The 23,130-nt window shown below is 41.0% G+C and carries 19 protein-coding genes; 6 read left to right on the forward strand and 13 right to left on the reverse strand.

Annotated features, from left to right (window positions below):
• Nucleotides 1-251: 251 nt before the first annotated feature.
• From ACTB0Y_RS10285 to ACTB0Y_RS10310, 6 genes are all read right to left on the reverse strand, one after another.
• The gene (locus ACTB0Y_RS10285) at nucleotides 252-974 is read right to left on the reverse strand and encodes a hypothetical protein (RefSeq protein WP_463206732.1); all 723 of its coding nucleotides are present in this window, start codon (nucleotides 972-974) and stop codon (nucleotides 252-254) included.
• A gap of 19 nt (nucleotides 975-993) precedes the next feature.
• The gene (locus ACTB0Y_RS10290; RefSeq protein ID WP_463206733.1) at nucleotides 994-3,387 is read right to left on the reverse strand and encodes a TonB-dependent receptor; all 2,394 of its coding nucleotides are present in this window, start codon (nucleotides 3,385-3,387) and stop codon (nucleotides 994-996) included.
• A 92-nt stretch (nucleotides 3,388-3,479) separates the two neighbouring features.
• A complete protein-coding gene (locus tag ACTB0Y_RS10295) occupies nucleotides 3,480-4,400 on the reverse strand; it encodes a TIGR01777 family oxidoreductase (RefSeq protein ID WP_463206734.1) in 921 nt (306 codons plus the stop codon).
• Between the two features lie 255 nt (nucleotides 4,401-4,655).
• Nucleotides 4,656-5,960, reverse strand: coding sequence for a cryptochrome/photolyase family protein (locus ACTB0Y_RS10300; RefSeq protein ID WP_463206735.1), 1,305 nt, complete (start codon nucleotides 5,958-5,960; stop codon nucleotides 4,656-4,658).
• Nucleotides 5,954-6,487, reverse strand: coding sequence for a lipocalin family protein (locus ACTB0Y_RS10305; protein WP_463206736.1), 534 nt, complete (start codon nucleotides 6,485-6,487; stop codon nucleotides 5,954-5,956). Before ACTB0Y_RS10305 ends, ACTB0Y_RS10300 begins: the two co-directional genes overlap by 7 nt.
• 16 nt (nucleotides 6,488-6,503) lie before the next feature.
• Nucleotides 6,504-7,412: a MerR family transcriptional regulator gene (locus ACTB0Y_RS10310; protein WP_463206737.1), complete on the reverse strand. Its 909-nt coding sequence runs from the start codon at nucleotides 7,410-7,412 to the stop codon at nucleotides 6,504-6,506.
• A gap of 159 nt (nucleotides 7,413-7,571) precedes the next feature.
• Here ACTB0Y_RS10310 and mtaB point away from each other — a divergent pair, with 159 nt between their 5' ends.
• From mtaB to ACTB0Y_RS10340, 6 genes are all read left to right on the forward strand, one after another.
• Complete coding sequence (gene mtaB, locus ACTB0Y_RS10315; RefSeq protein WP_463206738.1) at nucleotides 7,572-8,855, forward strand: tRNA (N(6)-L-threonylcarbamoyladenosine(37)-C(2))-methylthiotransferase MtaB; 1,284 nt, start codon at nucleotides 7,572-7,574, stop codon at nucleotides 8,853-8,855.
• Complete coding sequence (locus ACTB0Y_RS10320) at nucleotides 8,852-9,646, forward strand: inositol monophosphatase family protein (RefSeq protein WP_463206739.1); 795 nt, start codon at nucleotides 8,852-8,854, stop codon at nucleotides 9,644-9,646. The genes mtaB and ACTB0Y_RS10320 overlap by 4 nt, the downstream gene beginning before the upstream one ends.
• Before the next feature lie 92 nt (nucleotides 9,647-9,738).
• Nucleotides 9,739-11,259 carry a GWxTD domain-containing protein gene (locus tag ACTB0Y_RS10325; RefSeq protein WP_463206740.1) on the forward strand — a complete coding sequence of 507 codons (1,521 nt, stop codon included), beginning with the start codon at nucleotides 9,739-9,741 and terminating at the stop codon, nucleotides 11,257-11,259.
• Nucleotides 11,260-11,940: 681 nt separating this feature from the next.
• Nucleotides 11,941-13,320: an OmpA family protein gene (locus tag ACTB0Y_RS10330; protein WP_463206741.1), complete on the forward strand. Its 1,380-nt coding sequence runs from the start codon at nucleotides 11,941-11,943 to the stop codon at nucleotides 13,318-13,320.
• Between the two features lie 11 nt (nucleotides 13,321-13,331).
• Complete coding sequence (locus ACTB0Y_RS10335) at nucleotides 13,332-15,221, forward strand: hypothetical protein (protein WP_463206742.1); 1,890 nt, start codon at nucleotides 13,332-13,334, stop codon at nucleotides 15,219-15,221.
• A gap of 189 nt (nucleotides 15,222-15,410) precedes the next feature.
• Nucleotides 15,411-16,052: a response regulator gene (locus ACTB0Y_RS10340; RefSeq protein WP_463206743.1), complete on the forward strand. Its 642-nt coding sequence runs from the start codon at nucleotides 15,411-15,413 to the stop codon at nucleotides 16,050-16,052.
• Between the two features lie 155 nt (nucleotides 16,053-16,207).
• On the opposite strand, the gene ACTB0Y_RS10345 is transcribed toward ACTB0Y_RS10340, so the two are convergent.
• The 7 genes from ACTB0Y_RS10345 to ACTB0Y_RS10375 form a co-directional block, all read right to left on the reverse strand.
• Nucleotides 16,208-18,397: a RelA/SpoT family protein gene (locus ACTB0Y_RS10345; protein WP_463206744.1), complete on the reverse strand. Its 2,190-nt coding sequence runs from the start codon at nucleotides 18,395-18,397 to the stop codon at nucleotides 16,208-16,210.
• 27 nt (nucleotides 18,398-18,424) lie between these two features.
• Complete coding sequence (locus tag ACTB0Y_RS10350) at nucleotides 18,425-19,255, reverse strand: HAD-IIB family hydrolase (protein WP_463206745.1); 831 nt, start codon at nucleotides 19,253-19,255, stop codon at nucleotides 18,425-18,427.
• 29 nt (nucleotides 19,256-19,284) lie between these two features.
• The gene (gene rfaD, locus ACTB0Y_RS10355; protein WP_463206746.1) at nucleotides 19,285-20,250 is read right to left on the reverse strand and encodes an ADP-glyceromanno-heptose 6-epimerase; all 966 of its coding nucleotides are present in this window, start codon (nucleotides 20,248-20,250) and stop codon (nucleotides 19,285-19,287) included.
• A 136-nt stretch (nucleotides 20,251-20,386) separates the two neighbouring features.
• On the reverse strand, nucleotides 20,387-20,851 hold the full coding sequence (locus ACTB0Y_RS10360; protein ID WP_463206747.1) for a hypothetical protein: 465 nt from the start codon (nucleotides 20,849-20,851) through the stop codon (nucleotides 20,387-20,389).
• Between the two features lie 11 nt (nucleotides 20,852-20,862).
• Complete coding sequence (locus ACTB0Y_RS10365) at nucleotides 20,863-21,678, reverse strand: tetratricopeptide repeat protein (RefSeq protein ID WP_463206748.1); 816 nt, start codon at nucleotides 21,676-21,678, stop codon at nucleotides 20,863-20,865.
• 331 nt (nucleotides 21,679-22,009) lie between these two features.
• Nucleotides 22,010-22,837 carry a C-GCAxxG-C-C family (seleno)protein gene (locus ACTB0Y_RS10370; protein WP_463206749.1) on the reverse strand — a complete coding sequence of 276 codons (828 nt, stop codon included), beginning with the start codon at nucleotides 22,835-22,837 and terminating at the stop codon, nucleotides 22,010-22,012.
• 44 nt (nucleotides 22,838-22,881) lie between these two features.
• Nucleotides 22,882-23,130, reverse strand: a complete 249-nt coding sequence (locus tag ACTB0Y_RS10375; RefSeq protein WP_463206750.1) for a helix-turn-helix transcriptional regulator — start codon at nucleotides 23,128-23,130, stop codon at nucleotides 22,882-22,884.

Consider the following 23,130-nt stretch of genomic DNA (forward strand, 5'->3'; position numbering starts at 1 on the left):
CCTTTTCATCAAGGAAAAGGATAAGAAAAACAATTCATCACGGATGCCCTGGTCTATGCAACATAGTTTAATTCTATTGAGCAAAATAGGACGGGTCACCCAAAATATTAATTTAAAACTCACAATGGACTGATAATCAGTGGTACATTTTTAGGGCGTTGATGTGGTGCACAAAACAGGTGAGTGCCATTTTTCGGGTTCAAACTACCACCACCCGGCTAAAGCGGGGCGCCTGGTCTTATACCTTAATACTACTCTATTTCCAGCTTTATTTGGCTAAAAATATCCAAAGCCGTGGTGAGGGTGCTCAAATTGGTATAAAGCTTACCATCGGCGCCATAGGGGTGGCTGTGCCCTAAGGGGTTCAGGTACCACGCATCCATGGGGTTGGCCAAATCTATGGTTACGGCATAAATTACAGCCGGTTGGCAGGAGGTCAGGTATTGTGTATTTTCGGGGTGTTTGGCATTGGTCCAAAAGTCGTTCACATCCCAGGGCTGGTTCACTTCGAGCAATACGCGGACTTTACCTTTTAGCGGCTCGTCGGTTCTTACTGCAAGGTTGAAATTTTGCTTTGGTGTGGCGCCTGTATAGGCATCGGGCACGGGGTTGTCTGGGGTGGGTACGGCCGCACTGCCCGGTTCCCGGTCATCTCGCTTATGAAACCAATAAGGCAAAGCTGCAGGTCGGTGTGCCCTACCGGGGCCTTTCTCCCACTTAAGATTACCAGCAGGTTTATATGGATAAATGCCGGTTCCTACACTTTTTGTAACAAAGAGGGTTTGTATGAAATTGCCCTGTAAATCTTCGACCCAAACTGCAAAACTGGGGTGATTGTGTGCCTCGCCCGCCTCAAAATGCAACTGCAGTGCTGTGCCTTTGGCAGCCTGGTTTACGGTGAGTGATTCAGTTTGGCCTTTGACAATGGCAGCCACTGAAAGCAGCATGATGGTGAACGCAAATATATTCTTCATAATAGAGATTTTTTTTTGTTTAAAACTCTACCATTACGCCAATGGTAGGCAAAACTGTACCCTGGCCGTCGCTGGGTATTCTGCGCAAATCATAGCGCTGCTCTTCGGGCGGCGCAGAGGGATTCACAATAACCACATTGCCATCCTCATCCTCGTTAATATAATTGTCCTGATCGTCTGCTTTAAAGTTATACACATTTTGAATATCGAGATACAGCATCAGCGACCATTTGTCGAAATAAAACTGCCGGTCGACACGCAAATCGAGTTGGTGAAAAGCCCCGAGGCGCTTTTCATTAAACCTGTCGTAGTCGAGGTAAGGCTGATTGCGGCGATCCCATGCCGAAACCAGGCTGGAGGTTTGCAAATCGTAGGGTGTGTATGGCGCACCGCCCACAAAGCGCCATTTCATTCCCACATCCCAGTTTTTACCAATTTTACGCGTGGCGGTAAGGTTATACAAAATTCGGTTATCCCATGCCGATGGAACATAGTTACCCTCAATATCTTTAAATTCACTACGCACCAATGTCAGCGAGCTTATCAGGTTAAAACCCAATAAATCGTTGTGGCGCACCAAAAACTCAAGGCCATAGGCCCTTCCCTCGCCTGTGCTTGTAACCTCCTCATCGCCAAACACGCCAAAATCGGCACTTTTACCCGATATGGCAACTGAATCCTGCACAGAAAAGGGGTAATTCCCGTATCCCTTGTAAAATGCTTCAAGTGTAACGCGACTCTTATTATTAGGTTGATATTCAATTCCGCCAACTATATGATCGGCATAAAAGTACTGCAAACCGTTTTCCTTATTTATTAATACCCCATCCTCATCACGGTAGCCCATGGTGGTGTAAGAAGGTAACTGGTAAAATCTACCTGTATTAAAATTCAAATACCATTTTTCTGTAAGTCCATAGCTCGCAGAAAAGCGGGGCGAAAATTGGGTCAGGGGATTAGCCGTTTCGTTATCGTAACTACTACCGTCGAAGCGAAGGCCCAAAGAAAGTTGCAAACGTTCTGAGAAAAATCCCCGGCTAACCTGACCAAAAGCACTGTAATTCAGAAAATCGAGGTCAGAATTATCATTAATTTCTACAGTCTGGCCATTTTGAAAAATTTTATTAAAAGTAGTATTGGAATATTCTGCATACTCAGCGCCACCTCCATAAATAATCTTAAGATTATCGAGGCGGATATTATTTTCGTATCTAAATTTTGTTTCTATTTCATCGCTATCCAGATCAAACAATAAATTTTCCGGGGTCTCAATATTGTTCTGGTATTTGTAGGCTATGTTGTTTAAATGATTTCTTGAAAGTACAAAAGTGTGGTATCCATTATCCCGGTAATGTTTGTAAACAATTCCTCCGGTATAATTCCATTGCTCATTAACCGGCAAATAATTTAATATATATCGCTGATCGGCTGTTTCATTGGCATCTTTGTTCAGCTCAAACTGGTCCAAAGCTCCCAGACCAATAAGGATAATTTCGTTTTTTTCATCAAGTCTTATTCGACTTTTAAACTGGGCATCGTTGTAGGTGGGCAGAAAAGGCAATTCAAGCACGCTAAACAAAAACTGCAAATAAGAGCGACGAACAGAAAAAATAATACTGGCATTATCGGCCAATGGCCCATCGAGTGTAAGGGCAAGATCTGAAGCACCAATGGTTGCCCTGTATTTCATTTCCTCTTTATTTCCACTCACTTGCCTGAAATCCAGCACAGAACTCACTGCCCCTCCTCTGTTTGCTGGAAAAGCACCCGAATAAAAATCCACCTCACGTACAAAATCTACATTGATAATACCCACTGGCCCACCTGATGCTCCCTGGGTGGCAAAGTGGTTTAAATTGGGAATTTCAACTCCATCTAAATAAAATGAATTTTCATTGGCGCCTCCACCCCGGACTATCACATCGTTTCGGAATGCAGGGGTTGATGCAACGCCCGGAAAGGATTGAATAACTTTCGAGATATCCCGATTACCTCCCGGATTCTTTTCAATTTCAGCCACACCTATAGATCGCATCGAAATAGGGCTCTCAACTTTTTTTCGGAAACGACTGGCTACTACATCCACAGTTTCCAACTCTTTTGCGACTTGTTCTAATTCAATCTCAAAATAAGCTGTTTTAGCATTGGTTACAAGAATTTGCTTGGTCACAATTTTTTCATAACCCAATGAGGAAACTTCGAGCCGAATGTACCCGGGTTCCAATCCTGTAAATTTAAAATTTCCATCAATATCTGTAATGGCACCCGTATTTGTGCCACTCACAATTACATTGGCAAAAGGAACAGGTTCGTTATTGACGGGGTCAAACACCCTGCCTTCCAACTTTCCACTCTGGGCAAACACGACCGAACTCAGTGCTAAAAATATAATAAATAGGATATTACGTTGCATAACTTTTGTTTAATGAATCAACCTGAAAAGCTAAACAACAATAAATAAAAAATGTTGTTTCGGTGGAGTTTTTTATTCCGAAGTAGTAAAAATTATTTCTTTTCTTTTTGCTTAACCAATAAGTTCTTTAGCGCTAAATTGATATCAGTATAAATAAATTCAAATTCATACTCAAGCAAGCGGCTGGGAAACACTCTGGTACCATGAAGAATTGTTTCCTCGCCCATTTGACCGTAAAGCGCCCGTATAACAAATGACGGCACCTTCATAAAGGCCGGTCGACGAAGCGTTTTACCTACGGCCCGGGTGAAAGTTTTCATGGTGACAGGTTCAGGCGTTGTTAAATTGTATACACCATGGGTATATTTATCCTCTATCAAATGCATCATGGCCCTTATCTGGTCCTGGATATGAATCCAGGAAATGTATTGTTTACCGGAACCTATGGTACCTCCGGCAAATAATTTGAATGGTTTTACTACTCGTGGCAGCATCCCTCCCTTGTTAGAAAGCACTACACCTGTGCGCATAATAAGTTTGCGGGTGTCTTCAAGTGCTACCTTTTTAAAGCGCTCTTCCCATTTTTGTGCGAGTTCTGATAAAAAGTTGTCTCCTTTAGGCGTTTGTTCGTCAACTTTTTTGTCTCCGGTATTGCCATAAAAACCTATGGCAGACGATTGTAATAAAACATCAGGTTCCTGCGGTGCCTGCTGAAGAAAAAGCTCAATACGGTCCATGATGTCTAACCTACTCTCCAGCAAATACTTTTTACGGGAATTAGACCAGGGTTTCCCGGCAATACTGGCGCCTGTAAGATTTACAGCTGCATACTCACCACTTAACATTCGCTGCACTGATGGCTTAGCTGCTTCGGCATAGCCTATAATTTGATAAGGTATATTGTGCTTTTCAGGAAATCGTGAAACAACAATGGGTTGATGATTATTCATCATTGCATGTGCACAAAATTCCTGTCCAATTAAACCGGTTCCGCCAAACACGAGTATTACCATCTTAAAATCTAATTTTTAGAAAATTAAGTAAATTTATCTTCGATTACAACTATTTAACAATTAAGTAATATTCTTTCCTTTTTGAGAGAACATAATTGAATACGGTAAAGTTTAATATTTGGGTTAAAAGAAAAATTTATTTGTTTGTAACTTAACATTCAAAATGATCGTTTTTGTGGCCGCAAGGTCATTGAATATGCCGACACATAAATTTAAAACAATCTTTCAGAATCAAAATTGTAAATCTTCAACTTATCAGGTGTTCTGGTTTAAGGCTGTTTTATAAACCGACAAAGCTCTTTCCCTGGCAAATTTATGCTCAATTATTGGTTTGTAATAATCTAATGAATCGTATTCAGGAACCCATTTTTTGATATAGTGATGCTCGGGATCAAATTTTTTGGTTTGCAAGGTTGGATTAAATACGCGGAAATATGGAGCAGCATCGCATCCACTGCCTGCAGCCCATTGCCATCCCCCATTATTGGAAGCCAGTTCATAATCAGTTAGCTTTTGGGCAAAGTAGGCTTCGCCCCAGCGCCAATCAATCAATAAATGTTTAGTTAAAAAACTGGCTGTAACCATTCGAACCCGGTTATGCATATAGCCTGTATTGTTTAGTTCCCGCATGCCTGCATCTACTATTGGATAACCTGTTTTACCCTTTTTCCATAATTCAAATTCTTTTGGATCATTGCGCCAACGAATATTGTCGTATTGTGGCTTAAAAGACCGGCTGACAACCTTTGGGAAATGGTACAAAATCATCATATAGAATTCACGCCAGGCCAGTTCATTAAGATAAGTTTTATAGTTCGCAGCATGCTTTACCAGTTTACGAATACTAATAAACCCAAACCGTAAAGCCACACCCGCCCTCGATGTACCATGTAAGGCGGGATAATCCCTGTTTTTAGAATAATTACCCAATACATCGCTGTCGGGCAATTTGGTTTGGACTGAGATTGGGTTATACCGAAAGCCTACTGAATCCAGAGCAGGTAATTCATGTTTTGATGGTGATAAATTTTGCAACAAGTCCGCACTCCGATAAAACTTTTGCTTCTGTGGATCAAATGCAGCAAACCATTTTTTTGACCATGGCGTAAATATGGTGTAAGGGGTACCATTTTTTTTAAAAATTTCTTCCGGATGCACTATAACCTGATCCCTGTACTTTTTAAAAACAATTCCATTTTCATGGCATATTTGGGCCACCAATTCATCTCTTTGCAATGCATAAGGTTCATAATCTTCGTTGGTATAAACCGCTGCAGGCTTGAGTTCTGCAATAAGCTCTTTGAAAACATCACCGGGTTTACCATACTTCACCAACAAACTGCTTTTGTAACTCTTTGCAGTAGATTGAATAGACTTTAATCTATCATAAATAAGCGACACCCTGGGGTCATCCTCAGGTAGTTCCTCTAAAATATCTGTATCAAAAATAAAAAGCAACTGAATTTTAAACCCTGCATTCAGGGCTTCAAAAAGGCCGTGATTATCATCCAAGCGAAGGTCTCTCCGCAACCAAAATATGGCAATTTTTGAATCTACCATTGCTGAAGCGTTTTAATGAAGCGTGCCGTATCAATTCCAAAATAATGAGCAGAATCTAAAAGCTTTTGTTCCAGATCTTTTGAAATAGCTGGTTTCCGGGACAATATCCATGCATATTTTCGATCACTATTACTGACCAGTGCCCACTGATATTGTTCATCTAATGCAAGTACCAGGTATTCTGATTTGAAAAGTCCAAAAAAACGCACAATAAATGCGCCCTCTACTTCCGGGTTGGGTCGCCAGGCCAGGGCTTTGGCTTTTTTGTGTTTCCCATCGGGCGTATGTTTATATCCCTCATTCAAAACATTTACGCGATTATCATCCCGGAGGGAATAGGTAGCTGTTACATTAACAAGATCTTTTTCGGCACGCATGGGCAACCGGTAAATCTCATGCCACTTTCCCATGTATCGCTCCACATTCAGCGATTTTACAGTTGATGTATTCTCGGAAGTAAATTTTGGCATACTACATGAACTCAAAGTTAGTACCAGTACTATAAAAAAAGCATATTTGATATGCATGATATTAATATTTACCTTAGTTGGCAATTTCTTTTATAATATCTTTAAAATGCTCTATATCTTTTACAATCTGCACATTTTTGGGTAACTCAACAAGGTTATTTGCCTGAAACCCACTTATAAAAATCGTGGCATCTTTGTATTCTTGAGATAGTTTACCGATATAGTTTGCAATCCACCCCTCTTCCATACCGGCAGTAAAGGATGTAAATAAATATTGTGGCTTAACTTTACTATGCACTTCTACTAAATCTTCGAAGGGTACAATTTGTCCAAGATATAAAGTTTTCATCCCCCACTTTTTGGCAATGTAGTGGTAAAATAACAACCCAATCTCGTGTAACTCGTGGTCGTGCAGAAAAAATACGAATGTAGATGTTTTAATATTTGATTCAGGCACAATTCTATCGGTGGCAACGAATAATTTCTGACGCACCAAATTTGAAACGAAGTGTTCCTGTGCCGGGCTAATAGAACCTGTTTGCCACAATACACCAATTCTGTCAAAAAAAGGAAAAAGCAGATTTTTTACGGTCTCTTCAAAACCATTCTTAATGATGGAGCGATTCAAAACAGATTCAAACTTAATCTCATCCATATCAATCATGCTGATTATAAGGTGCTCGATCTGCACACTTGATGTATTAAGCCCGACATTTAGAGAAACAACCTTCTCACGCAATTCCTGGTCAGACAGGTTGGCGAGTTTAGATATTCTTAGTCCGTGCTTATTGAGCACAGCTATATTCAGAAGCTTTTTAACATCTGTATCACAATATGTTCTGATATTGGTCTCAGTTCGTTTTGGCTCAATTATTCCATAGCGTTTTTCCCACATTCGTATGGTGTGAGCTTTAATACCGGTAAGTCTTTCCAGGTCTTTTATAGAATACATCTCAATTCCTTTTAACGAAAAACATGACATGGTTGAATTTGTTTATTATTTTCGGAAGAATTTTAAACAAAAAAAATTTAAAGTATAAATAAAAGATATTAAAGGTATTTTTATCTCTTAATTTTATAAACTACGCAGCATTTCTTTGTACGATAATTGCTGATAAAAACGTATTAATTCGATTAGGTTATGTCAAAACGCGTTTCTTTTCGCACCCTGGGATGTAAGCTCAACTTTGCAGAAACATCATCACTTGCTTCAATTTTTGAACAAAAAGGCTATGAGCGCACAAATGAATATGAAAAAAGCGACATTATTGTCATTAATACATGTTCGGTAACTTCTCTTGCCGAGAAAAAAGGTCGCAACATTTTGTCAAAAGCTCGCAGAAGTAACCCTACAGCCAAAATTGTGGTTTTAGGATGTTATGCGCAATTGAGCCCGGAAGAACTTAGTGCACTTAAAACGGCAGACATAATACTTGGGAACGAAGAAAAATTCAAGCTTTTTAATTACCTGGAGCAGAACCAGGAAACTACAGTGCATACACATCCGTTTAAGGAAATCACCACTTTTGACAGTGCATGGTCTTCAAACGACCGTACCCGTACTTTTTTAAAAGTACAGGACGGATGCAGCTATTTTTGTGCTTATTGCACCATACCCATGGCCCGGGGGCTAAGCCGCAGTCCCAAAATTGAGACTATAGTGAAAGCTGCTAAAGAAATCGTCACAACCGAAACAAAAGAAATTATCCTTACAGGTGTAAATGTGGGTGATTTTGGCCACCAACATGGAGAAAGCTTTGCTCAATTGCTGCAAGCGCTATTAGAAATTGAAAACCTCCCCAGACTCAGGTTAAGCTCTATAGAGCCCAACCTCATGACAGACGAAATTATTCAAATGGTAGCTGACCATGAATTGCTTATGCCACATTTTCACATACCACTGCAATGTGGCACGGACGAAATGCTCAAAAAAATGAACCGGCGCTATACTACCAGTCTCTTTGCAGAACGTGTTTCAAAAATTAAAACACTGGTTCCCGATGCCTGTATTGCAGCCGATGTGATTGTAGGGGTACCGGGTGAAACAGATGCCCATCATCAGCAAGCCATGCAATTTATTGAATCTCTGGATTTATCGTACCTGCATGTATTTACATATTCTGCAAGACCCCATACAAAAGCAGCTGAAATGCAACATCAGGTAAGCCCACCCGTTAAACAGCAAAGGAGCCGCGAAATGCATGAACTATCGGCAAAAATGACCAATAAGTACCTGCAAAAAAACCTAAAAACAACACGAAAAGTACTGTTTGAACGGGAAATAAAAAACAACCTCATTTACGGATTCACGGACAATTACATAAGAGTAAATGCACCTTATACAAAAGGTATGGAAAACACAATTTTGAATGTATATTTGTCAGACATCGATCAGGAAGGAAATGTAAAAGGAAAAATTGTATGAATATACTCGAAACAATCAAGAATCCTTTATTGGAACTAATTAAAGACACCGGACTTTTTATAAAAAAAGAAAAGGGAGATATTGACGAACAACAAGTTGATGACAAAGCACACAACAGCTTTGTAACCTATGTAGATAAGCAAGCAGAATCTATGCTGGTTGAGGGTTTGCAAAAATTAATACCGGGGTCAGGATTTATTGCAGAAGAAGGTACAGCAGGAGAAACAAGTAGCGAGTGGCGTTGGATCATCGACCCGCTTGATGGCACAACCAATTATATTCACGATATTTATCCGGTTTCCGTGAGTGTAGCACTACAGCATAAAGAAAAGACTGTGGTGGGCATAGTTTATGAAATAGGACTCGATGAGCTTTTTTACGCTTTTGAAGGAGAAAAGGCCATGCTCAACGGAAAAGAAATCCAAACCTCATCGCATACCAACCTACAAGATAGTCTTTATGCCACGGGTTTTCCATATTATGATTATGAACGGCTACCCGGCTACATGAAAGTATTGGACCACATGATGCAACACACACGCGGCATTAGAAGACTTGGAAGTGCCGCCACAGACCTGGCATATGTTGCCTGTGGGCGCTTCGATGCTTTTTTTGAATATAGTTTAAGTCCGTGGGACGTAGCTGCCGGAGCATTTATTGTGCAAAAAGCAGGAGGTACAGTTATGGATTTCAAAGGTGGCGACAATTACTTATTTGGTGAGGAAATTATTGCAACCAACAGCCACTTGTCAAAAGAAACACAGAAAATAATAGCGCATAATATGGATTAGTAAAAAATCGAACAGAAGTATTATCTTTAACCCGTAAAACAGAAAAAACACACATCAAAGTTCCACAAAACACTGAACAAAACATAATTAATATGAAACGCATAATTATCATATTAGCAATATTAATAACGGGCATCGCACTCAAAGCCCAAACACCAACCGGTTATTTTCACTATGCACCTTTTATGGATATTAACGGTGAACCTTATCTTGAAACTTACCTTGCCATTGCAGGAAATTCAGTTACCTACAAACCCACTGATGAAGAAGATAAGGTACAGGCATCAGTTGAAGTAACTATGGTTTTTAAAAACGGAAACATTGTAAAGGCTTACCGGAAATTCAATCTTAAAAGTGCCAAATTAGATACCATAAAAGATGGTAAGCCAAGCTTTCTGAACCTGGAACGGTTTGCACTTGAAAATGGAACTTACAATTTCGATTTAACCCTGAAAGACAACTATACCAATGGAAAAAAATTCACTTATAGTGATATCATAACCATTGATATCGACACAGCAGAACTGGCTTTTAGCGGCATAACACTGGCCGAAAGTATAACGTCTACACAGCGGCGCAATCAGTACACTAAAAGTGGCTTTGATATTATTCCATTTGTAAGCAGCTTCTACCCCGACGAAGTAAATAAGCTCTCATTTTACGCAGAAATATACAACATGGACAAGGTGATAGGTCAGGATTCTATATTCCTGGTAACCACTTATCTCGAAGGAAACCCAACCAAAAGAATGTACACTGAATTTGCACATAAAAGTCGCAAAAAAGCAGCACCGATCAATGTCATCATGAAATCTTTCGACATCAGCAAGTTAAACTCAGGTAACTACAACCTTGTAATTGAAGTGCGCAACAGCAAAAACGAACTTCTAGGAAAACACAAAAGATTTATTCAGCGAGCCAATGCCGAATACAACGAATTAGATGTAGACTATACCAGCATTGACATTTCGAGAACTTTTGCACAGAAAATAACAAACTTCAAACAACTCGAAGATTACATATACGCCTTATACCCCATTGCCAATCGCATGGAACAAAATTTCATCCTGAAGGACTTTGACCCCAAGCAGATGAAACTCATGCAACAATTTTTTTACAACTTCTGGAAAGAACGCAACCCGGCAAATCCCGAAGCAGAATGGAACGTTTATAAAGATCAGCTGAAAATTGTACAGAAACATTTTGGCTACGGCAGAAGAAGAGGCTATGCAACCGATTTGGGTAGAATCTACCTGAAATATGGCCCCCCAAGTTCCATCAGAGAAGACCACTTAGGAGAACAACAAATAATTAGCTCCGGCGGAGCCGACAATACAATGATAGATGCTGTAGATTACCAAATATGGCATTACTATAAGGTTAACGGCCAAACAGACCGCATATTCGTTTTCGTAAAAGGGCTGGACAAATACAGTTTGGGTAGCGAATATGTGTTGCTTTACACCGACGTGGCCGGAGAGCTCTCTTATGATGATGGACTTAATTTCAGTTCTGTTGGTGGATTATTAAAAAATCTCGACAGCCAAATGCTTAGAGATATTCAAAGCGAATCATCAAGAGCACTATCCAGATTCCTCTCGGGCCAAAGGTAAACCCGAAAAAACATATATTCCATAAGTCACGGTGTGTTTGTTAAAAAACTGCAAGGTAGTTAGGTCTATTTGTACAGGGAAAATAACACGGACCGTGACTGATGATTTTACACATGCTTTTCCACAGGAAGATGTAATGAGGTACCCGGAGAAATTCAAATAGATTATTTGGGGCTACCATTGACAGAACACCTGTAATTGTTTCTTTATGAGCAGATTAATACTTAACAAGCTTAAAAATTAAAATTCACCACACAAAGACACGCGCAGCGCAGGCAAGCGGCGGTCTCGCCTGGAGCGAGGCTGCTGCTGCGGGTCAAAGAGGTTTGCAATCTTCCCCACCAAAAATAAATTAGATTTTAGCAATTGTTTTCCATATTTTTGTCTTTTAGGGATTGTAATGAAACAAGTAGGCCGTTTTAACGAAGTTATTTTGTTCTTTAGCAACTTGAAAATACTGCGAATAGCGGGCTATTTAATGAATTCTCAAGGAAGTTTAAGGGCAAAAGAACAAGTTTAAAACGTCAAGTTATTTCGGCACAATCCCTTAGCATGAATCTGTTAACTTTAAGCAAGCCCATATAGTTGAATAATCAATGTAAAAAGAGGATAAAGACTTTGCTTGCAAGACACATAGAGCAGCTATATTTGAAAGTCCATAAAAGACAAAACTCAATACGCATGAAAAACTATTTTTTAGGCATACTAATCTTGTTAGTTGTGCCCCAATTCGCATTTAGCCAGGAAAATCTGGTGCTCAATCCCGGATTTGAAGAATTCAATGATTGTCCGCTCAGGCACACACCGGAAGACGTAACAACAGTGTTAATACCACACTGGACCTTCCCTAACAAAACAGCTTCGGACTATTTTAACAAATGTTCAGATCAAGGTGCAGGTATCCCTTCAAATTTTGCGGGTTACAGCCATGCCAAAGAGGGAGAAGGTTATGCCGGAGCCATTCTAAGTGGTTCTACTTTTACCCATCGCGAATATTTGCAGGGTGAGCTATCAGAACCCATGAAAAAAGGCAAGCGCTACTGTGTTTCATTCCACTACAAACTCGCCAGTGGCTCACGATTTGCCATCGACCAGCTGGGGCTTCACCTTTCTAATGAAAAACTGGCCTTCAAAACCAAAAAAGAGGTTGATGTGGAACCGCAGCTCAAGAATCCCAAAGGAATTTTTCTGGTTAACACGCACGAATGGAAACATTTCTGCAGAGTTTATAAGGCAGAAGGCGGAGAATCTTTTTTCTCAATTGGAAACTTCCATTCTTATGAAGAAACCAATTACGTAGGTGTAGAAAAGAAAAATAAAAGCAGCCACAGCCTCACCGATTACGCCTACTACTATTTTGATTTGGTGGAAGTACGCGAAATAACCGATTGCGAAGTATGTACCTGCATACCCCACGACCTGCAAGTTGCGGTAGTCGATTCATTCTATACCGGAGGGTTTAACCCCATTACAGGCAAAATTGATCAAAAACAAAACGATGGTCGTGTTCGAATATCCGTTCAGGGTGGGACCAAACCTTACGATGTACAATGGAATACAGGTAATGAAAGTATGTCGGTTAAAAATCTTGCCGCCGGAACTTACAAATACACCGTTACCGATGCCTTAAACTGTATAGAGAAAGGAAATGTTAAGTTTGTAGCCCCTAAAGTTGAAGATACAGAAAAAGAAGATGATCTGTTTAACATCAAAGAAGGAACAGCCATTGTGCTGAACAATATTTTCTTTGAAACCGGTAAAACTACGCTCCTGCCCGAATCCTACACTGAGCTTGATAAGGTAGCGGCATTTATAAAAGATAACGACATCAGCAAAATTGAGATTTCGGGTCATACCGATGATGTGGGCAACCCTCAATATAACCAGAAACTAAGTGAAGGCAGAGCCAAAGCCGTTGTAGATTATCTCGTTTCGCAAGGAGTAAATCCAGATGTACTTACATATAAAGGCTACGGACAAGATAGGCCGGTAGATACCAACAAAACTGCCGAAGGGCGTGCAAATAATCGCAGAGTAGAATTCTTCCTCCTTAAAAAATAAAATTTATTGTCATGATACAAATAAAATCTATTATAACCGTCATTTTCATTCTCGTAGGATTGACAGTCCACTCCCAATCTGTCAGCCGAATAGTAAGAAAAATGGATAATGACGATTTTGAGAAAGGTCGCGAACTGGCCAACCGTGCCCTTGAAGACAATCCGCAAGACCCGGGAGCAAACTTTTGCCTGGCCTGGATGGCATTTGAAGAAGAAGATTTTTTTACCGCCTACAAACATATGCTTGTGTTCCGCGACAACCTGAGTACGCTCGACGAAGGAGACAAGGAGGATTTAATGGAATACATGAAGCAGGAAATGACACGTATGCGTAAAAAAAGTTTCGAAGAGCGTATCGATAAAAAGTTTAAAGATATGGAAGAAACAGCCATCAATTATGTGCGCGAGAAGCTCGACCCCGAACTGGCAACCCAATACATTGAAATGTTTCCCAACTCCCCATACCTCGATAATACCATACACATAAGAAATCACTATGCATTTATAAAAGCCAAAAATGCAGGAACAGTTGAGGCCTTGCTTGAATTCAAACGCAAATACCCTGATGCAGCACAACAGGAATTAGCCCAGGAAGTTATACACGAACTTAAATTCGAAGAAGCCAAAGCACAGAAATCGCTCGATGCGTTGAATGAATTTATTGAAAAATATCCACTGGCCAGGCAACGCACGGAGGCATTACTATTGCGCGACAAGCTGGCTTTTGAGAAAGCAAAAAACACCAACACACTGGAAGCGATCGAACGATTCATTCGCGACTATCCAGATGCTTTGCAGTTGGCTGATGCTAAAAAACTAAAACAAAAACTGGTATTTGAAAAAGCAAAGGAAATCAATACCATTGAAGCCTATACGAATTTTGTAAAAGAATACCCTTTCGGAAAATACTATGTAGATATTTTCAACCTGAAAGCCAAAGCTCTGGGCAAACGCATGGCCGACAACAGTGAAATATCAAATGCAAAAACAGCCCGGGCCTATGATTACGACCAAAGCAACGACCGCTTTTCAGCATCAGCCACAGATAAAAATGGCAATACCTATATTGCAGGAACCATTGACCTGGACACCTTGCGCAACCAGGATGTATGGTTGCTCAAATTAAATGCTGCAGGAAAAATGATCTGGAACAAACAATTTGGCTCACCTGCAGATGACCATATTAATGAACTGTTTGTACAAGACGACGGGTCGCTGCTTGGCGTGGGCATCTATGGTGAAACAGATACTACAGCAGGTCAGGGATGGATGCTGAGCGTAAGTAATGAAGGTAAAAAAGAATGGATGAAGTTTCCTGGAAATATGCATCCCATATCGAGTTTACATGCGGGCAACGACATGATTGTAGGTGGCCACTTAATGGATAGCATGAGAACTATGCGCCTTATACGGTTTGACAAAGAAGCCGACAAAAAATGGCACCGCAACTACTCCACCACGGGCAGTGTAAACGCCATCAGCGCACACAGCGAGGGAGGACTGATATTTGGCGGTAAAAACTGGGTCTGCCACTTAAACGATGATGGCTACATTCAATACGACGAATTCCTGGATAGCACTTTAGTCATACTGGACGTTATAGAAAAAGATGGAATTATTTATGCCGCAGGAGTTGATCCCACATTCAATCTCTTCCTCTGGGATAGCCAGAATAAAAACATTACCCAAACGGACCAGCGTGTGCTACAATTACAATATTTACCCAATTCAGATATTCTTGTGCTGGGAGAAAACAATACATTAATGCAATTGTCCAACGCCGGTGGATATGTGAAGGATGTAGCCCGCAAAGTGGCTGATTTTTACATGGACAATAATAAATTATTCTATTCAAGTGTAGGCTCATTGCTGCAATCGAACATTGTTTTTGTTGAATTTTAGAAAAAAGCAAGCTGCCCAAAAGTTGGAACATAAGTTCTTTTGGGCAGTTTTTTTCTATGGCTGGAACAACGAATGATTTCCCCATCAGCTGTTAAGTATTCAGGCAATAAAATTTTGTGGGTAGCCACTATTGTTGTAACTTTTGTGGCGCAAACTCCTTTTTCAGGAGGGTTACCAAAAAAAGCACACATGAATTCGATACGCATCGTACTTGTAGATGACCACAAACTATTATTGAGCAGCATGAAAGTAATGCTCGAGAAGGAAGATAATATTGAAGTGGTTGGGAAGGCATACAATGGCAAAGACTTTTTGGAGTTGATGGAAAATGTCGAATTTGACATAGTCCTCATGGATATTGACATGCCCGGCATGAATGGCATTGAAGCAGCAAAAAAAGCGCTTTCACGCAGGCCCGACCTCAAAATCATCACGGTATCGATGTTCGACGATTTTGACAGTTACAATCAGGTAATTGAAGCCGGAGTACACGGCTTTGTGGTGAAAAATGCCGAAACACGCGAGTTACTTGAAGCTATAAACAGTGTGTGGCGCAATGAAAAATATTTCTCCCCCCAATTGCTGGAAAACGCCATTGAGTATATGTCGAACCGGCAAGATAAAAGCAAAGTCAAATTTTTACTGTCGAAACGCGAAATGCAAATATTAAAACTTATTTGCGAAGGATTATCCAGCAATGAAATAGCTGCCGACCTGGACATCAGTCCGCGCACAGTTGAAAAACATCGCGATGCCCTGCTCAAAAAAACCAAATCGAAAAATGCTGTTACCCTCGCTGTTTTTGCTTCCAAACATGGGTTATTAGACTAGTATCAAAATAAACAAAACCGTTTGATATCAAGCAGAAAGATAATTGTTGAATCACATAAATTACAAATTTGGTGTGAGCGGAATCTGTATTACACCATTAAAATCTCACCTCGCCTCAAAACTCACACTCTAAACTCACACTCTAAGCTCACACTCTAAGCTCCCCCGGCATCCAAGCGCTCGGCCCGTAGCACAGCCTTATTTTGCATCAACTGGTTGAGGATGTACTGTAAGTGATCATGATCCCGAACGTTGAAAGTGATGATTGCCTCGTAAACGCCCTCATGAGCCGCAATATTCATAGACTGAATATTGATGTTCATTTCATCGGAAAAAACTTTACTAATTTGATTTAAAACGCCTTTACGATCGATCCCAATGACGCGCACATCGGTCATAAAATGCTTTTCTTCAACGGCTTCGTTCCATACTGCGCGTATGATTCTGTATGGATATTTTTCTTTTAGTTGGGCCGCATTTGGACATTTAATCCTATGTATGACAATTCCTTTTGAGACAGACACAAAACCAAAAATTTTATCTCCGAACACAGGACTACAGCACTTTGCCAGCTGATAGTTTACCTGGCTGATATCATCTCCAATCACCAGATAATCATCTTCCCTTGGCTTGCTTACAGGCGATTTACTTACCAAATCTTCAGGTGTACTCTCACTCTCTTTGGGTTGGTTGAGGCAAACATCCCTGATCGTATTAAATTCTATCTCATCTCTGGCAAAAGCCACGTAGAGATCAACAGCTGAATCCATTTTAAAATGTTTCAGCAGCCTGACAATATAATCCTCTTTCTCTTTCAGGTCAAGTTGTTTCAGCTTACGTTGTAACGCTTCTTTACCCAGCTCGGCCTCCTGATAGCGTTGGTGGCGCAAAGCCCTCTTTATGCGGTTTTTCACTCTCGATGAAACGGCAATAGTCAACCAGCGTTCATTGGGTTTTTGTTTTTTACTGGTAAGCACCTCTACCGTGTCGCCGTTACTCAGTTTATGCTTTATGGGGACAATTTTACCGCTGATACGCGCACCTGTACACTGGTCCCCTACCCGGCTGTGAATGCTGTAGGCAAAGTCTATGATGGTAGCACCTCGCGGCAGCTTTTTTATGTCACCGGCCGGTGTAAAAACAAATACGTTTGGCGAGTAATCAATGGGTTGGCCAGTAAATATAACATCCTCATCGCTCTTATCAGGCGATTCGAGCACCTCTCGTACTTTTGCCAACCATTGATCGTGCCGGTTGGCCGAACCGGTTTCTTTATAACGCCAGTGGGCAGCCTGGCCCTTTTCCGCATTATCGTCCATGCGGCGCGTGCGTATCTGCACCTCAACCCACCGCTCATCGGGTCCCATAACTGTGGTATGCAGCGATTCATAACCACTGGACTTTGGTGACGAAATCCAATCGCGCAATCGTTTCGGGTTAGGTTTATACAAATTTGACACGATGGAATAAACACTCCAACATGCGGCTTTATCCTCTTCCGGTTTCAGATCATCTAAAATTACCCGGATAGCGAAAAAATCGTAGACCTCATCAAATGCCACATTCTGGTTCTCCATCTTACGCCATATAGAATAAACAGATTTTACACGTGCCTTGATTTCATATTTGAAGCCAAGCGCGTCGAGCTCCGATTTAACTGGTTTTGTGAACTGCTTGATATACCGGTCGAGCAGTTGGCTGTTTTTTTCTATTTCGCGCAAAATATTTTTATATGCCCCGGGATGGCTCATACGAAGCCAAAAATCTTCCATCTCCGTTTTCACGCGATACAAACCCAACCTGTGGGCTATAGGCGCATACAGGGCCCCTATTTCCTGTGCCAGGGAATATTGTTTCTCCTGCGTAAAATTATCGATAGGCCGCATATTTTGCAGTCTATCTGCCAGTTTGAGCAGAATAATGCGCACGTCGGTAACGATATTCAATATCAGGTTGATATAATTCTGGTTCTGTAAAGTGATGTTATGGGTATAGAGACCTGAAATTTTGTGCAGTCCACGAATAATCTCAAGCACCTGGCTTCCAAAACGTGCTTCCACCTCGTGCTCCTCAAAGGCTTTAAAGTCATACAAATCGTGCAAAATGGCCGCTACAACGGCATTACGTGCCAGCCCCAATTCCTGAATAGCGATGATAGCCACAGCTAATGGATGCACCATGTACAACTCTCCTGACTGCCGCCTGTGCTCACCATAAATATCTTCTGCATAAGCTATTGCAACTTTCACATCAGCTTTATCTTCTGCTGTTAAGCGGCTACCTGCAATGTCGAGTAGGCGCACAATTTGCTGTTCCAGATTTTTTCGGGTTCCTCCACTTTCCATAACCTGTTTTTCAAAGGGTTGTGTTTTCTAAAAATCGACTACCGTTTTTATGGCTTCAGCCACTCCACAAGATTGATTCGAAGCTACAATCGGGAACTGTTTGAGTAAATCCGGATGGGCATTGGCCACTACCCTGGGATGCCCCACTTCTCGTAAAAAATCGATATCGTTATAATCATTCCCTACTCCCAGCATATTGTCGAACGGTACACCATAAGTTTTCTCAATATATTTTAGGCCCCAGGCCTTACTGATATGCCGTGGGAAAACCTCGATCCACATGGCCTCTCCATTGAGTGGTGAAGTGGTACGCACCAGTTTTACATCTTCCAGCTGATTGATCAGCTCATTGTACTTATTGGTATCTGTTTCTATGATAGCCAGAAGCTGGCAAGCATTATCAATTTGAAATTCATGATGTTCCAGGGGTTCAGCAAAACTGGCATAACGCTCCACATATTCATTAAAATGTTTATTTTGAGGATTTTGCCTATGGTAATAAAACCTGTAATTATCTGGAATGGGTTGATGTACAGTAAAGTCGAACTCTTCGTTCATGAACTGCTTCATTACCTTTTGGGTCTGTTTCCAGTCCAGGCCATCAGAGTGAATAATTTTCTTCTTTTTCCAGTCATAAATACCGCAACCAGTCGAAAATACGAGGTAATCTAACGGAAAATCTTCGGGCAACACATCTTCTGAAATACGCAAATTCCGGCCGGTAGCGGCTATGCGTAAGATACCCTTATCGCCCAGCTTATGCAATGCTTCCAGGTCGGCATCACCCACCCTCTTATCATTTGTAAGCAAAGTTCCGTCAAGATCTGTTACTACTGCCCCAATATTATTGCTTCCCATACAAATAAATAGATTTTCCCGGTTAACGTTTAGTACACGGTGTTGTTCATAAGGTAGTTTTTCACATAATCGTCTATTCCCGCTTCCAAAGAATAAAAGGATTGGTCATAACCAATTTTGTGTAGTTTGGACATGTTGGCCTCAGTAAAATACTGATATTTATCGCGGATATCTTCGGGTGTGGGAACAAATTTTATGTTTGGTTCCTTGCCCATAGATAGAAAGGTATTGTTAGCCAGATCAAGAAATGTACGTCCTTTGCCGGTGCCTACATTGTATATTCCACTGTCTTTCCGGTGGTGCATCAGATAGAACATAATCTTTGATAAGTCTTTTACATACACAAAATCACGTGTTTGCTCACCATCATTATAGTCTGGATGGTGCGATTTAAAGAGTTTCATTTCGCCGGTTTCCTTAATTTGTTTAAATGTATGTAAAATTACAGAAGCCATGCGGCCTTTATGGTATTCATTGGGCCCATATACATTAAAAAATTTCAACCCGGCCCAGAAAAAGGGCTGTTTTTCCTGTTGCAGTGCCCATTTATCAAAATCGTTCTTTGATTCACCGTAAAGGTTCAATGGATGTAGCTCTCCCACAATGGCATGATCGTCGTTGTAGCCATTTTCTCCAAGGCCATAGGTAGCAGCACTGGACGCATAAATGAGCGGAATGCCATAGACTACACATTTCTCCCATACCTTCTTACTGTAGTTCAAATTCAACTCGTCGTAAACCGATTTGGGATATCCTGTAGTTGCTGAGCGCGCACCCATATGAAAGATAAACTGCACCAGCTTATGATTTTCATCAAGCCATTCGAAGAAACGCATACGATCGACCCGTTTAGTAAGTTGCTTATTATTCAGGTTCCGATTTTTTTCTTCTTTTGAAAATTCATCTACAGCCACCACGTCTTTGTAGCCTTCATCATTGAGTTTTCGCACTAAGTTGCTGCCAATCATTCCGGCAGCTCCGGTTACAACAATCATATTCCAGTTTTTTTACAAAAATAGCATTTTTTAAGAGACATACCGAAGGAATGTTTGTAAGCCTAATGTCCTTAAGCTCGAAAACTACACTGCAATACAAAAAGGTTGCACAAAAAACCTGCATTAAACAAAACCTTCAGCTCCGGGTTAGCTTTCTGATGTCGATTTTAAGTTCTTCAGCAACTCTGCGTTTGGTGGGAAAAAAGAAAGCTAAAGCCAGCAATCCAATTAAGGTTTCGATTAGAAAAATATTAAAACCCAACAGTAAATAGCTTGCTAAAAATAAGAAGGCAACACCTTCTATAACAGCGCCTCTAACAAGAATTGCTTCCCTGTAAATTTCCAATTGTTCAAGCAAATCTGTTGATTTAATGGCTTTGAGCTTTTTATTGGTGATAAAAACAGCCACCATAAGACCAATAATAAAAAACACATTTGAAACCACTAAAAAAGCATTTACCGTTACCTTGTCTGGGATCATAAAGCTACCGTTTATATAGTTTATAATAATTGCGAACAAACCAAAAGAGATGACGCCAACCATAAGGGCTACGTAGGCAAATCGGAGCGATTTTAACTGCTGTGTTACTTTGTTTTCCATTTGAAATTGATTTATGAATTATCTTCAGTGTCCCAATACTCTGCACATTTTTGTTTTTCCGCAATGCGCAATACAGAAAATCCCAATTCAATAGCCTTGCTAAAACTCTGGCAAGCGTCCTCTTTCCGGCCCAGCTCGTATAGCGCCAGCCCCCGGAGGAACCATGCATTTTTGTTCCCTGGATCAAGGGCTACGGCACTTTCGCAATCTGCCAATACGCCATCCATATCATCGGGAAAACGTGTAGCAGCCCTGTTGGTAAAAGCCCGGGCGTTAGTCGAATCTGTGGCAATGTATGCATCAAAATCTGCGCGTGCCTTAGCTGAATTTCCGGTGGCCATGTAAAGCCGTGCGCGCATTAAGTAAAGTTTGGGATTCGGTTTAGCGGTAATTTGCTTGTTTAAGGTGTCTTCTAATTTCCTGAAATTGGGCCTGGTCCAGAATCCGGCAGTTGTTTTAATGCGGCCGTTACAGGTGTCGTTTAATACATCAAAGGACATGTAATAAGGCGTCTCGTCCATCACGTAAGTTCCGGGAGCCGGGCACATCTTACCATTTTCATCGATAAACTCCACGGTATCGCCATTTATAGTGTAAGCTGAGGTGACCTCCACCGATTGGTCATTCCCAAAAGCAATAGTCACCTTACCATTTTCCATAAACTGCATTTTAACGGGCCCCTGGTGGCTCATACGAAGCCATGTGGCAGACATTCCAGTTTCTGCATGACTGTTGTTTTGTTGAACAGTTTCTTTTGTTTGATTCTGATTGCAAGCCAGCGACAGTGTTAATGCCAATAACGCGATAATTGTGTTGGTTATTTTCATGATTGATTGATTTTCAAAGCCTCAAATTTAATTTATTTACTTGGGTAAATAAAAATACATAAGTTCCTTGGAAAAACAATAGTTAGAACAAGCTTAAAGCAATAATGAACTCCATGGTAAACATGTAAATGGACAAATATTTATTATGCAGGACGTTTCAGTACTTCAAGCTCTACACGTTTCCTTAGCTAGTGTCAGGTCAAGCAGTACCTGACGGGCCAAGTATTGTTCTTTTCATTTTTTATCTGCTTTAAAAATGCATACAGAACGCTCCTATGCGCACATTTTTCGCCTTGCTAAAAACGAAAAACCCTTCAACTTACCCGTCATTTCATACTCGACAAGAGACCAGCTTTTTGATGATCTTTTCGCACCCATTATTTTTTATATAATCAGTATGCTCAGAAAGATTTCTAAAATACTGTTTGCATATCTTGTGGCACAGCATTTCGCCACCGGTAATTTCCTGAAAGGCTTTTATTATAGGCCTGGTTCCGGTATTGGAAAAGGTTGATTTACCCGGATTTGCCACGCTCCAGGATTTAGCTTCGAGCCAAATGGCAACGCTCAGTGCTCCACATCCCTCACCGCTCAGGCCCATTCCACCGGCTAAACCGGCTACCATAACGGCTTCCTTGTCAGTGGCACCTGACTTTTCGGCAAGCATTGTGGCGCAGTTCACTGTTTTTTCGGGTATCTCAAGATTTTTATTGATCAACCCTTCATGTGCAGCCCGGATGGCCTCATTAATCCATTGTTCCGAGAGCTTGAAACAAAGGAGGAATCGGCCTGTAACCATATACCTGGCCAAACCCCACTTGCTTTTAAAGTTAGAACGGGTTATTGTACGACAATTAACACTTCCAGTGTGAGCAGAAAACGAATTCATGATATTTCTTGTGGCATGAACAGCTATAGAAATGGCTTGATCTTTATCGGAAAATCTCCGGTAGGCTTCAGCTCCAACAGCCAATGCCGCACCCCAAAGCATCCCGCATTGATGGCCGTATTGCATAATTCCACCGGCCAGCGGGTCGGAAGCCCGTTCATAGGTTTCATTGAGTTGATCAAATTCCCGGTTTAGCAGGTAAAAGAAGGTGTGCGAACAGGTTCCTTTTTTGCGAAATACTTTTCGGGCATCGTTTTGGTGGGTTTTCATGGTTAATAAGTTTTTTAGTGTCATCTCTTTATTCAGCTTTATGCTCATTTACATTTTTTACGGGTTTTGGTTTTATCAGCTTCAGGGTGGTAAATAAAAACCTCCTCCAAAGGGTATTGAAATACATGGGCTATGCGAAATGCCAACTCCAACGAAGGGGAATACTTGCTTTTCTCAATGGCTACGATGGTTTGCCTGGATACGCATACCTTATCGGCCAATTCTTCCTGAGTCATCTCGCCGGCATTAAAGCGGAGTTTTCTGATATTATTGCTTATTATTTGCTGATTCAT

This window comes from Salinivirga sp., assembly GCF_055145285.1.